Source organism: Microcoleus sp. A003_D6, assembly GCF_036702825.1.
In the GTDB taxonomy this organism is placed as follows: Bacteria; Cyanobacteriota; Cyanobacteriia; order Cyanobacteriales; family Microcoleaceae; genus Microcoleus.
Genome location: NZ_JAUBWA010000038.1, coordinates 1 through 13,410, shown reverse-complemented (window position 1 = coordinate 13,410; position 13,410 = coordinate 1). Strand labels below are relative to the sequence as shown.

Genomic DNA, 13,410 nt, shown 5'->3' with positions numbered 1-13,410 from the left:
CCCGTAGGGTGCGTCAGCGGGGAAAGATTCTGGAGTAAGTAGCCGTGATGTTGTACCCGCTGACGCACCCTACTATTTCTAATTTTAAGCAAAAAACCCGATCGACTAATCAATAAGGAGTAAAATTAACATAATGCGAATTCCTACAACAACTTATCGGATTCAATTTCATGGAGGTTTTAACTTTGAAGCCGCCAAACAAATCCTTAGCTATCTGGAAGATTTAGGAATTACCGACCTTTACGCTTCACCAATATTTAAAGCCAGAAAAGGCAGCTCTCACGGATACGATGTCGTTGACTCAAATCAGCTCAATCCCGAATTGGGAACATCAGAAAACTTTGAATCGCTCACAGACGAAATCAAGAAACGGAATATGGGATGGCTGCAAGATATTGTCCCGAACCACATGGCTTACGACACTCAAAATTTGCTGCTGTTAGACGTATTGGAACACGGGCCAGATTCCGACTATTTCGATTACTTCGATATTGAATGGAATCACGCTTACGAACATCTCAGAGGTCGAGTGCTGGCTCCGCTGCTGGGCAATTTTTATGGAGAGTGTCTGGAAAATGGCGAGATTCAACTCAAATACAGCGAAATTGGGCTGGCCATCAATTATTACAGCTTACAATTGCCAGTAAAAATTGAATCTTATGCTAAATTTATCAGTCATAATTTGGGGCATTTAGCCAGGGAATTAGGCAGACGCCATCCAGATTTTATCAAGTTTTTGGGAATTCTTTATTTGATTAAAAATACATCTTCAGAAACTAAAGGTACAGCCAGATACGATCAGATAGCTTTTGTCAAAGGACTGCTGTGGGAACTGTACAATCAAAATCCCATGGTGCAGGAATTTATAGATGAAAATATCAATTTTTTTAACGGTGAAAAGGGCAATCCCGAAAGCTTTAATTTGCTGGACGATTTGCTTTCCGAGCAGTTTTACCGTCTGGCTTTCTGGAAAGTGGGAGCCGAAGAAATTAACTACCGAAGGTTTTTTACAGTCAACGAACTGATTTCGGTAAAAGTTGAAGAGATTAAAGTTTTTCACAAAAACCACGCTCTGATCTTCGACCTGGTTGAAGAGGGAAAGTTTACCGGATTGAGAATCGACCACATCGACGGACTGTACGACCCCACAGAATATTTGAAACGCCTCCGGGAGAGAGTCGGAGACACTTACATCACTGTTGAAAAGATTCTAGAACACGAAGAAGATTTGCCGTCATATTGGCCGATTGAGGGAACGAGCGGCTACGACTTTTTGAACTACGTAAACGGCGTTTTTTGTCGGTGCGATCGCGAACAGCAGTTTAGCGAAATATATCAGAGATTTACTCGCCTGAACGTTCCCTACGAACAGTTGTTTTTAGATAAAAAAGGGCTGATTGTTGAGAAAAATTTGGCGGGAGATGTAGACAATCTAGCTCAACTTTTGAAGAATATCTCCGGTCAATCGAGACAGGGAAACGACTTTACTCGGCCCGGTTTGGAAAAAGCATTGGCGGCTATTTTGACGATTTTTCCAGTCTACCGAACTTACATCAATCAAGACGGTTTGAGAGAGTCCGATCGCACTTACGTAAAATATGCGATCGCCCACGCCAAAGAACAAGTACCGCGACTCCTCAAAGAACTTAAATTTATCGAAACTCTGCTGTTGCTCGAAGAAGAAGAAACCCTAACAACCGAACAAAAAGAGCAGCGCCGGCACTTTGTAATGAAACTCCAGCAGTTGACAGGCCCGTTGATGGCAAAAGGCGTTGAAGACACGCTTTTATACGTCTACTATCGGCTTTTATCCCTCAACGAAGTGGGAGGAAACCCCAGTCAGTTCGGCGTTCCGCTGGCAGATTTTCACGAGTTCAACCAACAGCAGCAAGCAGCTTGGCCGCACAAAATGAATGCTACAGCTACCCACGATACCAAACGCGGCGAAGATGTGCGAGCCAGAATTAACGTTTTGTCAGAACTTCCCGATGAATGGGAACAGCAAGTCAGGTCTTGGAGAGAGCTAAACTCTTCTAAGAAAGTCAACTTTGTGAATCGAATGGTTCCCGATACTAATGACGAATACTTCTTGTACCAAACTCTGATCGGCAGTTTTCCATTTGAGGGAATAGAAAACACTGATTATGTCGATCGCCTGAAAGATTATGTCATTAAAGCCGTCCGCGAAGCCAAAGTTTATACGGCTTGGCTGAGACCGGATAACGACTACGAAGCTGGTTTTATGACCTTTGTCGATAGCGTTCTCGAACCTTCGGAACAAAATCAGTTTCTCAAGAAATTTACACCTTTCTGGAAAAAAGTAGCTGATTATGGAATTTTCAATTCTTTATCTCAAACGCTGCTGAAAATTACTGCTCCTGGCGTTCCCGACATTTATCAAGGGACGGAATTCTGGGATTTGAGTCACGTCGATCCCGACAACCGCCGTCCCGTTGATTTTGCCCGCAGAATCGAGGTTTTGCGGGAAATTAAAGAGCAAGCTCAGACGGATATTTTGCAACTAATTGAAGATTTGATTGCGACACGGGAAGACGCGAGAATTAAGTTGTTTTTGACGGCAAGAGCTTTAGAAGCGAGAAAAAAATACTTGCAAGTTTTTCAATCAGGCGATTATCTGCCTCTGCAAGCAGTTGGCACGTTTAAAGATAATGTTGTTGCCTTTGCCAGAAGCTTTGGAGAGACTACAGTTATTGTCATTGCTCCCCGGTTTTTGACAGGAGTTGTCAAACCGGAAGAAATGCCGATCGGCAAGGAAGTCTGGAAAGATACTAATTTGAAATTATCCGAGCAAATGCCGTCTGTTTGGAAGGATGCGATTACAAATCAGGCGGTAGAAAGTAACGGTACGCTGGCAATTGGTGAAGCTCTGAGTTACTTTCCCGCAGCTCTGCTGATTAGTCAGTAGTCAGTAGTCAGTAGTCATTAGTCATTAGTCAGTAGTCATTAGTCAGTAGTCAGTAGTCATTAGTCATTAGTCATTAGTCATTAGTCGAACTGTTTTTATAGTGGCAGGTTTCAACCTGTCGCTGTGCTTTCTTGGTTAAAATAATAGTAGTAAAAAAATCAGTGTAGCGGGAGGAATAGCAAAATGCGATCGCTCGTCAAAACCGAAACCAGTACCGAAACCCGACTCTCTTGGTGGGCTGACCTATTTGTCCTCGACGAATTCATTGCCGAAGCAGATGCTACTATCAACGGCCCAGCAGCTTACAATAATACACCTCCAGCACTGTCCGATCGCGATCGAGCCTTTTTACTGTCAGTCATGGAAAACCCACCAGCACCGTCTGAAGGATTGCTCGCATTATTTGCAGATTATTAAACAAAACAGTAAAGCGAGTGAATTGGACTATTAGCCATCTAGAAGATATAAACCGAAGTACGAGCAGTCTTAGAAAAGACCCATTTAATTCGGGAAATACAGAATTAGATGCCTATCTCAAACGGTATGCACAGCAGAACGATCGGCTCGGTACTGCTAGAACTTTTGTAGCTTTAACAGGTGAAGATAACTACACAATAGCAGGCTATTATGCTTGCAGCGCTAATTTACTCGATCGCACCCAGCTACCAGCTAACCTGCGAGAAAATCTCCCCAACTATCCCCCTCCTGCTATGCTGCTTGGGAAGCTTGCAGTCGATTACTCAATGCAAGGTAGAGGCTTGGGAAAGCGGTTACTGCGCCATGCCTTTGAAAATGCACTAAATGTATCTGAAGATATGGGAATTTATGCTGTCAGGGTAGATGCTAAGCTGTTCGACATTTAAAAGACCATTGTAGGGTGCGTCAGTACATAAGTGTTTCCCGTGGCTAATAAGTGTTCTAGCTGACGCACCCTACCTGGATAATTAGTGGTTTAAATGCGTAACAGCTTATTGACGAACCAGCTAAAGAATTTTACAAAAAGTGCGGTTTCTTGGAGTACCAAGATACTCCTTTTTCACTGTTTATTCTGATGAGTACAATTAAACAAGCAGCAAACAGGTAGCGGCAGGTTGAAACTTGTCGCTGCGCTTTTTTAATTATAATAATAGCAGGAAAGCAATCTTAGTAGCGGGAGGAATAGCAAAATGCGATCGCTCGTCAAAACCGAAACCAGTACCGAAACCCGACTCTCTTGGTGGGCTTACCTATTTGTCCTCGACGAATTCATTGCCGAAGCAGATGCTGCGATCAACGGCCCAGCAGCCTTTGGCAACCCAGTTTTGAAGCTGTCCGAGCGCGACTGGGATTTTTTGTTAGACATGATGTTAGATCCGCCTCCCCCTAATGAAGCTCTGATTAAATTATTTCAAGACTATGGCAACTCAAACAAATAATAAATTGTGGATTGCATTATTTATACGCTAGATACAATAGGGCGCAGTACAAGCAGTCTCAAAAAAGATCCATTTAATTCTGGAAATCCAGAATTAGATATGTACTTCAAACAGTACGCTCAGAAAAACGATCGAGATGGGATTGCCAAAACTTTTGTTGCTTTTTCGCCTGAAGGCAGTCAGATAGTTGGCTATTATTCTTGCTGTGCAGGTGTGATTGAACGTGAAGACTTGCCAGCCGACCTGCGGCAGAGGCTGCCCAGATATCCTATTCCAGCTATACTGATTGCTAAACTTGCGGTCGATCGCTCAATGCAGGGTAGAGGACTGGGCAAACAACTATTATTTCACGCCCTTGCTAGAGCAATAGATGTATCCAGAATAGTAGGAGTCTACGGTGTCAGAGTTGATTCTATAGACGAGAATGCAAAGGAGTTTTACCAAAAATTTGGTTTCTTAGAATGCCAGGAAACTGCCCTTTCACTTTTTATGCTGATGAACACAATTGCACAAGCAGCAAATGTGCAGCGATCGCCCTCCGATCCAACGGCTACCTAACATGACTGTAATTGATAAATTTTACTTTTATTTTGCATCCAAAAGTACGCGCGGCGCAGCTATCCCGTAACGAATCGCCCTACCAACCAAACAAAATTTATATACATAAGACGGCAAATACAACACAACGTATACGGTTTGCCACAATACCCGAATCGATCGAACCCCGTACATTAGGAAGAGTAAACAAAAGCAGTCAACAACTGTAGCGGTGCAAGCCTCACGGATGCAACCGTCCCTCAACAGGTTCGGTAAATACCCCTTCATCGCAAGGTCTACCGCCCGCAGTATAGAGATCAGCACCCTATCGAAGACTGTATTAAAGCAGGACTCACTACCCGTAAACCGCGAGGTAAAATCGCAGTCCTGAATAACCAGACTATCGCACAGATAGAAAACCAAAATTTTGTAGAGATTGGAGCCGGAACACCCCTATGGGAAAAGTAGTTGGAATTGACTTAGGTACGACAAACTCCTGCGTCGCAGTTATGGAAGGCGGCAAACCCACCGTCATAGCCAACGCCGAAGGGGGTCGCACCACACCTTCCGTAGTAGCATATGCTAAAAATGGCGATCAACTTGTCGGACAAATCGCCAAGCGTCAAGCCGTGATGAACGCCGAAAACACCTTTTACTCAGTAAAACGGTTTATCGGGCGTCGGGTTGATGAAGTAACCCACGAAACCACTGAAGTTTCCTACAAAGTCCTCAAAGTCGGCAACAGCCTCAAACTAGACTGTCCCGCCCGCGGCAAGCAATTTGCCCCAGAAGAAATTTCTGCACAAGTTCTCCGCAAACTTGTAGAAGACGCCAGCAAATACCTCGGCGAAACTGTTACCCAGGCGGTGATCACGGTTCCCGCTTACTTCAACGACTCCCAGCGACAAGCAACTAAAGACGCGGGAAAAATTGCCGGCATAGAAGTGCTGCGGATTATTAACGAACCTACAGCAGCAGCTTTAGCTTACGGGTTAGACAAAAAAAGCAACGAAACCATCCTCGTATTTGACTTAGGTGGCGGTACTTTCGACGTATCTATTCTCGAAGTAGGCGACGGCGTATTTGAAGTGCTAGCAACTTCTGGAGACACTCACCTCGGCGGTGACGATTTCGATAAAAAAATTGTTGATTTCATCGCTAACGAATTCCAAAGAGCCGAAGGAATTGACCTCCGCAAAGACAAACAAGCACTGCAACGCCTGACGGAAGCAGCCGAAAAAGCCAAGATTGAACTGTCGAGCGTTACCCAAGCAGAAATCAACCTGCCGTTTATTACCGCGACTCAAGACGGGCCAAAACACTTGGACACGACTTTGACGCGGGGCAAGTTTGAAGAACTCTGTTCGGATTTGATCGATCGCTCTCGCATCCCCGTAGAAAATGCGATCCGCGACGCCAAATTAGACAAATCTGCAATTAATGAAGTCGTCTTAGTTGGTGGTTCTACACGCATTCCTGCGGTGCAAGAACTGGTCAAAAAAATCCTCGGGAAAGACCCCAACCAAACGGTAAACCCCGACGAAGTGGTTGCAGTCGGTGCAGCAATTCAAGCCGGCGTACTCGCAGGCGAAGTCAAAGACATCCTGTTGCTCGACGTTACTCCGCTATCTCTCGGCGTCGAAACCTTGGGCGGCGTGATGACAAAAATTATTCCCCGCAATACCACTATTCCTACTAAGAAGTCTGAAACTTTCTCGACTGCTGTAGACGGCCAAACAAACGTGGAAATTCACGTTTTGCAAGGCGAACGGGAAATGGCGAATGATAACAAGGATTTGGGAACCTTCCGCTTAGATGGAGTTCCACCTGCCCCCCGCGGCGTACCTCAAATTGAAGTTACTTTCGATATCGATGCTAACGGTATTTTGAATGTAGCTGCAAAAGATAAAGGTACTGGCAAGGAGCAATCGATTAGCATTACCGGTGCTTCTACTTTGCCCAGCAATGAAGTCGATCGCATGGTGAAGGAAGCCGAATCGAATGCTTCTGCTGACAAGGAACGTCGCGAACGGATCGATCGCAAAAACCAAGGCGATTCTTTGGCCTATCAAATTGAGAAGCAGTTGGCGGAATTGGGTGATAAAGTTCCCCCTGCTGACAAGACTAAGGTTGAAGGGTTGATCAAAGACTTGCGCGATGCGATCGAGAGTGAAGATGACGATCGCATCAAAACCCTAACAACAGAGTTGCAGCAAGCATTCTACGCTGTCAGCAGCAGCCTGTACCAGCAAGCAGACGGCTCCACTGGCGGCCCTGGTGGCCCTGGCGGCCCTGGCGGCTACGGAGACGGCGGCCCCACTGGCGGCGGCGACGACGTGATTGACGCCGACTTCACTGAAGGCAACAAATAAAAGGCTAAATTAAAAGCCCGCAGCTAGAAGCAAGAAACCCGGTTTTGAACAGAAACCGGGTTTCTGTGCATTCAAAAACAAACAAAAGCCGATCGACCAAAATCAATAAAAATCTGGCGTGAGGCATAGTGACAAAACTTGAATATGCTTCAATAAATATCCTAAACTAGCAGTAATATCAACTCCCGTAGCATCGGAATTAATATTACCCACAGTCAGGACACGGCAATGCCGTGTCCTCGGTATCATTCCGATGCAACCGGAAACGATATAATATCGCAATCGAGAGTAATTAAATGTCACGTTCTCCTATACAAAATTCCTCGCCAAATACTCCCAGCCCATATCATGTAGCATCCTTGCGGCGAATCCGTCGAATCAGCCATTTACTAGACAATGCAATTCCGATTCCCGGCACAAAATACCGTATTGGACTCGATCCGATATTGGGACTGATACCGGGCGGCGGCGATTTAGTCAGTTCAATTTTTGCCGGTTATGTAGTTTTTAAATCCGCTCAGATGGGAGTGCCGCAAGAGACTTTAGTAAAAATGGCCGCTAACATCGTATTTGATACAGTCGCTGGGACTGTACCGGTGGCTGGAGATTTATTGGATGTTGCTTGGAAAGCTAATGTCAAAAATATAGAATTGCTGGATGCTCATTTAGGTTCCCCGGAACAAGGGAAAAAAGCCGATTGGTTATTTGTCGCGGCTTTGCTGTTGGGTTTGATGTTAATTGTCGGAGGTGTAATTTTCTTGAGCGTGATGCTTTTTGGGTGGTTATTTCAAGTAATTACAGGACGTTGATTTTGGATTTTAGACCCAATTTTTACGATCGAGCGATCGCCCTCTCCCGATCGTAAAATAATATATATCTTAAGGGTATTGACAAATTTGATTAAATGTGTATTTAATCTCAAATTTCTTTAAAACTAGCTATTGACCAGATCGCCATTGAGTCAGATATAGTTGTATAATCCAGAGTATAATATCAACTTGATATAAATGCTTGAATTATCAGCGCTTGGGCTGCTACAGTTGCAACCCCTGCACGGCTATCGGCTAAAGCAACAACTGGAGCTGTTTATGAGCAGTTGCATCAGCGTCAACTACGGAGCGATTTACCCGCTGCTGAAGCGCTTGGAAGAGCGAGGGGAGATTTCGGTAATTGCCGAAGAAGCCGGAGATGCGGGCTGTCCGCGCAAAATCTACGGAATTACCGCCAAAGGGCGCGAACTCTGGCGGGAAAAAATGCTCGAACACCCTCAAGAAAGTTGGGTTAACAGCGGTTCCCGGTTCCAAATCAAGTTTTTCTTTTTTGGCGACTTAGAACCTGCCGAACGGATGAAATTGTTGGAACACCGCTTGCGAGTCTGTTACATCCGGCAAGACTACATCGAAAGTCTCAAAAGCGAATATCCACTAACCAACTGCTATCAATTCGCCTCTCGCGATCGCTGCAAGTCAGTGCTGGCGTTAGAGATAGAGTGGTTAACCGAGCAACTAGCTAAGGAAAGAAGCGCGATCGCAGGAGTGCGTGACTCCCCAACCTCCCCTGAATCCGCCGACTCTAAGGGAAAATCCTTCCAACTCACCTGAGTGGGTGAGTCATAAGAAGGATGTGTACTCTTCCCTGCCGATCGTAACTTTTGAGAGTTGACAACCAGCTTTCCTAAAAATAATCACCCCCTGGCTTGACTAACTGCGATGAGATTAAAGCCCTGCACATACCCCAACCTTATTAAAAAGGTACTTTTCCGATTCCATCCTGTTTAAAATCGCTTGTCCTTATTCCCCCATGTTTGAGGGAACGCCGGAGAATCAAATATTCCGCCCAAGTCTCAGTTAGTTAGAAGTTAAAAAAAATCTAAGTGGTGCTGCAAATGAGTTATTCTAAATCCCCAGAATCCGTGGTTGAAGCCCAAGAGCAAAAATCTGCCACACCGGAACTGCCCCCAACCGATGGAGACAGCGATCGACCGCAGGATTCTGTCACCGTTGCCGATAGCCCCCACCCTCCTGCTAAACCGCGATCGCGCTGGCCCCTAATTGCCGCGCTCGCGATCGCCACAGGCGCAGCAGGTTTCGGCTGGTACTCGTGGCAATCCGGTCACAATCGCGCACAGCAACCGGCAGCAGCAGCCCAACCCCCAGGCATACCAGTCAAGCTCGCAGCCGTACAAACCAGCTCAGTCCAAGATTCCTCGGAATTTGTCAGCAGCTTAGAAGCCAAGCGTTCGGTAGAAATCAAACCCGAAGTAGAAGGGCTAGTCACGGAGATTTTTGTCAAATCCGGGGACTTCATAAACCAAGGACAAGCCATCGCCCGGATGAAAAGCGACAGCGCCCAAGCTGACTTGAGGCAATCCCAAGCCAACCTGATTCGCGCTCAATCCCACTTAGCCGAATTGCAAGCAGGAGCCAGGCCCGAAGAAATCGCCCAAGCTCAAGCCCAAGTCGCCCAAGCTCAAGCCAACCTAGCCCAACTGCGATCGGGCTCTCGGCCAGAAGAAATTGGTCAAGCCCAAGCCCGCGTTTCCCAAGCTGAAGCCGACCTCGCCGATGCCCAAACAGGTAGCCTCTTAGAAGACATCGCCCAAGCAAGAGCGCAAATAGAGGCAAGCACAGCCGAAGCAAAGTTAGCCAGCCAGCAGTTGGCCAGATATCAGGCATTGGCAAAAGAAGGCGCAACATCTGCAAACACCCTCCAGGAATACATCCAAAAAGAAGGCAGCGCCAAAGCCAACCTCCGAGAAGCTCAAAGGCGGTTCGAGCAGCGGCAAAAAAACAGACAAGCCGAGATCGATCGGCGGACAGCAGCCTTGCAACAGCAGCGGCAAGCTTTGCGGCAATTGCAAAACGGTTCGCGCCCAGAGGAAATAGCCAAAGCCGAAGCAGAAGTCGCACAAGCCAAGAGCAGATTAGCGCAGTTAGCCAACGGCACTCGCCAAGAACAGCTCGATCAAGCTGAAGCGCAAGTTGCCGAGGCCGCCGCTCAAGTGCGCGGCTTTGAAGTACAACTACAAGAAACTGCGGTCATCGCGCCCTTCGCAGGAGTCATCGGCGACATACCAGTGAAAGTAGGTGATTACTTGCAAAAAGGCAACGCCATTGCCACCCTGACAGAGAACCAATTGCTAGACTTGCGGTTATCAATTCCTTTGGAACGGATGCCTCAATTACGCTTAGGGCTGCCAGTACAAATGCTCGACGCTCAAGGTAAGGCGATCGCCCAAGGTCAAATCAGTTTTATCTCCCCGAACGTCAGCGCCAATTCCCAAACAATTTTAGCTAAAGCCACCTTTCCCAACCCCACCGGCGAACTGCTTAATCTCCAGTTTGTAAAAGCTAAAGTCATCTGGAAACAGAACCCCGGAATTTTAGTTCCAGTCACAGCAGTAACTCGTTTAGGCGGGCAAACTTTTGTCTTCACAGCTCAAAAGCCGGAACAGCCAAAACCTGGAATGCCTCCTTTAGTAGCCCGACAAAAGCCCGTGAAGTTGGGAACCATTGAAGGTAATAATTATCAAGTTATCGAAGGTTTGCAAGCCGGGGAAAAAATTGTTACAGCAGGCATCCTTAACCTGATTGACGGCGCTCCGATTATGGCTCAAGAGGAAGGGAAAGGAGCCGGGGAAAAATTATCAGTAGAAAGCAAAAAATAAGGTATGTTGTTGCGCTTCAGCGCTCTTAATTCGCTTTTTAAGAGCGCTGAAGCGCAACTACGTACATTATGTAAAACTACTTGATTGCTCATCTCTAAAACAGGGGGGCATTTGAATTTTTGACTGAAGTGCAATTAGCAATTAGCAATTAGCAATTAGCAATTAACAAAATTATGTTTGCAGATTTCTTTATTAAACGACCAGTCTTTGCTAGCGTCTGCGCCTTAATTATTATCTTGGTAGGCGCAATTAGCATTCCCACATTGCCGATCGAGCGCTTCCCCGACATCAGCCCCACCCAAATCAACGTCACAGCCAACTATAGCGGTGCCAATGCTGAAGTTGTCGAAAATGCGGTAACAAACATCCTAGAAAGGCAAATCAACGGCATTGAAGGACTGAAATATCTAACTTCCAGTAGCACTAACAGTGGAACTAGCACCATTACAGCCACCTTTGATACTTCCCGCGACAAAGATATCGCCGCCGTCGATGTGCAAAATCGAGTTGCAGTTGCTCAACCACAACTCCCAGATGCCGTACAACGCACAGGAGTTACAGTTACCAAACAATCTAACAGCCTGCTGCTGGCTATAGGATTATTTACCGAAAATAAAGAATACGATACCATATTTTTAAGCAACTACGCCGACCTCTATTTAGCAGATACTTTAAAAAGAGTAAAAGGCGTGGGCGACGTGCGAATCTTTGGGGAAAGACGCTATGCTATGCGCCTGTGGATAGACCCCAATAAATTAGCTGCTCGTAATCTAACAATGCAAGATGTAACAATAGCAATTAACGAACAAAACTTGCAAGTTGGTGTAGGAAGAATTGGTCAAGAGCCAGCCCCAGAAGGGCAAATGTATCAGATTGATTTGAGTGCCGAAAGTCGTCTCAAAAGCCCCACAGAATTTGAAGACATAGTTATTAAAAGCGAAACAAATGGAACTTTAGTTAAGTTAAAAGATGTCGGTCGAGCCGAATTGGGAGCAGAAAATTATAACTCTTTCCTGCGATTTCGAGGGAATGACGCGGTGGGTTTAGGGATTTACCAATTGCCCGGAAGTAATGCTCTAAATGTTGCCAACTCCGTCAAAGCTGAAATGGCACAATTAGCGAAAAACTTCCCTCCGGGGGTGATACATAGAATCGCACTAGATACGACTCAATTTGTCCAAGAGTCAATGGCAGAAGTAGTCAAAACTCTGTTTGAAGCAGTCTTGCTAGTGGTTATAGTTATTTTTGTTTTCCTGCAAGATTGGCGCACTACGATTATTCCAACCATCACAATTCCCATTTCCTTGATTGGGACATTTGCCTTTATCAAAGCATTCGGCTTTACGATTAACAGTTTGTCTCTATTTGGTCTTACCTTAGCAACAGGTTTAGTGGTTGATGACGCTATCATCGTAGTCGAAAATATTGACCGTCTAGTCCGCCAAGGTATGAATGCCCGCCAAGCAGCTTCCGAGTCAATGCGGGAACTTTTTAGTGCTGTAATTGCCACTTCCTTAGTATTGATGGCCGTGTTCATACCCGTGGCATTTTTCCCTGGGACAACGGGAGCACTCTATAAACAATTTGCCCTGACAATTGCTTTTTCAGTGCTCATTTCTACCTTTATGGCGGTTACTCTTACTCCCTCACTTGCCGCTATATTACTGCGCCCAGGTAAGAAGTTTGGCGGCCCGTTGGGTTGGGTGTTTAACCGGATTAATATTTTTCTGGATTGGATGCAAAAGAAATATAGAGATTCCTTAATATTCTTAACCCGATTTAAAACCATTGTTACCCTGGTGTTTATTGCTTCTCTGGGATTCACAGCTTGGCTTTATTTATCAGTACCGACTGCATTTATCCCAGAGGAAGACCAGGGCTATTTTCTGACAATTATTCAAGGGCCTCAAGGCGTTTCGCTGCAATACACCCAGCAGGTGATGGACGGAGTTGAACAAGAAATACTCAAAGTTCCTGAAGTTGTGGGGACTTTTTCTGTAGGTGGCTTTGGTTTTAGCGGTAATAGTTCCAATCAGGGGATTATATTTACTACCCTTAAACCTTGGAAAGAAAGGGAAGGTGAAGATCAAACTGTACAAGCGATTATTGGTAAATTGCAGGCTAAGTTTTTCTCGATTCCAGAAGCTAGAATTTTCCCTGTGAATCCGCCGGCTATTCAAGGTTTAGGTCAATTTGGAGGCTTCCAATTTCAATTGCAAGACCGCAAAGGTAACAGCGGTTTAGATTCTCTGGTTCAGGCGATGGGTGGAATTTTAAAGCAGGCAAATCAGACACCGGGATTGCAAGCGGTATTTAGTACGTTTGCTGCGAATACGCCTCAGTTAATTGTGGAAGTTGACCGCAATCGAGCTAAGGCTTTAGATATTCCGATTAATGATATTTTCAGTACGTTACAAACGGCTCTGGGTTCGCAGTATGTGAACGATTTTAATCTCCAGCAGCGCAATTATCGGGTGTATGTTCAGGCGGATC

10 protein-coding genes are annotated in these 13,410 nt (G+C 45.7%); all 10 read left to right on the top strand.

Annotation, left to right across the window (positions count from 1 at the left end):
* The first annotated feature begins 133 nt into the window (after window positions 1-133).
* A complete protein-coding gene (gene treY, locus QUB70_RS12795; protein ID WP_332980767.1) occupies window positions 134-2,926 on the top strand; it encodes a malto-oligosyltrehalose synthase in 2,793 nt (930 codons plus the stop codon).
* Window positions 2,927-3,109: 183 nt separating this feature from the next.
* The gene (locus tag QUB70_RS12790; RefSeq protein WP_332980765.1) at window positions 3,110-3,343 is read left to right on the top strand and encodes a hypothetical protein; all 234 of its coding nucleotides are present in this window, start codon (window positions 3,110-3,112) and stop codon (window positions 3,341-3,343) included.
* Between the two features lie 17 nt (window positions 3,344-3,360).
* A complete protein-coding gene (locus QUB70_RS12785) occupies window positions 3,361-3,789 on the top strand; it encodes a GNAT family N-acetyltransferase (protein ID WP_332980763.1) in 429 nt (142 codons plus the stop codon).
* 303 nt (window positions 3,790-4,092) lie between these two features.
* Window positions 4,093-4,341: a type II toxin -antitoxin system TacA 1-like antitoxin gene (locus QUB70_RS12780; RefSeq protein ID WP_332945424.1), complete on the top strand. Its 249-nt coding sequence runs from the start codon at window positions 4,093-4,095 to the stop codon at window positions 4,339-4,341.
* 6 nt (window positions 4,342-4,347) lie between these two features.
* Window positions 4,348-4,899 carry a GNAT family N-acetyltransferase gene (locus tag QUB70_RS12775; protein ID WP_332980762.1) on the top strand — a complete coding sequence of 184 codons (552 nt, stop codon included), beginning with the start codon at window positions 4,348-4,350 and terminating at the stop codon, window positions 4,897-4,899.
* Window positions 4,900-5,333: 434 nt separating this feature from the next.
* Window positions 5,334-7,250 (top strand): molecular chaperone DnaK, encoded by a 1,917-nt coding sequence (gene dnaK / locus QUB70_RS12770; protein WP_332980759.1) that lies wholly within the window; start codon window positions 5,334-5,336, stop codon window positions 7,248-7,250.
* A 296-nt stretch (window positions 7,251-7,546) separates the two neighbouring features.
* On the top strand, window positions 7,547-8,059 hold the full coding sequence (locus QUB70_RS12765; RefSeq protein ID WP_332980758.1) for a DUF4112 domain-containing protein: 513 nt from the start codon (window positions 7,547-7,549) through the stop codon (window positions 8,057-8,059).
* A 198-nt stretch (window positions 8,060-8,257) separates the two neighbouring features.
* A complete protein-coding gene (locus QUB70_RS12760) occupies window positions 8,258-8,851 on the top strand; it encodes a PadR family transcriptional regulator (protein ID WP_332980757.1) in 594 nt (197 codons plus the stop codon).
* Window positions 8,852-9,135: 284 nt separating this feature from the next.
* A complete protein-coding gene (locus QUB70_RS12755; protein WP_332980755.1) occupies window positions 9,136-10,917 on the top strand; it encodes an efflux RND transporter periplasmic adaptor subunit in 1,782 nt (593 codons plus the stop codon).
* A gap of 173 nt (window positions 10,918-11,090) precedes the next feature.
* A partial coding sequence (locus tag QUB70_RS12750) for an efflux RND transporter permease subunit (RefSeq protein ID WP_332980754.1) occupies window positions 11,091-13,410 on the top strand: 2,320 nt, incomplete at its 3' end.

Bases quoted from the DNA above. Each gene is read 5' to 3' on its own strand.
- treY (WP_332980767.1), top strand. From the start codon at position 134: ATGCGAATTCCTACAACAACTTATCGGATTCAATTTCATGGAGGTTTT.
- QUB70_RS12790 (WP_332980765.1), top strand. From the start codon at position 3,110: ATGCGATCGCTCGTCAAAACCGAAACCAGTACCGAAACCCGACTCTCT.
- QUB70_RS12780 (WP_332945424.1), top strand. From the start codon at position 4,093: ATGCGATCGCTCGTCAAAACCGAAACCAGTACCGAAACCCGACTCTCT.
- dnaK (WP_332980759.1), top strand. From the start codon at position 5,334: ATGGGAAAAGTAGTTGGAATTGACTTAGGTACGACAAACTCCTGCGTC.
- QUB70_RS12765 (WP_332980758.1), top strand. From the start codon at position 7,547: ATGTCACGTTCTCCTATACAAAATTCCTCGCCAAATACTCCCAGCCCA.
- QUB70_RS12760 (WP_332980757.1), top strand. From the start codon at position 8,258: ATGCTTGAATTATCAGCGCTTGGGCTGCTACAGTTGCAACCCCTGCAC.
- QUB70_RS12755 (WP_332980755.1), top strand. From the start codon at position 9,136: ATGAGTTATTCTAAATCCCCAGAATCCGTGGTTGAAGCCCAAGAGCAA.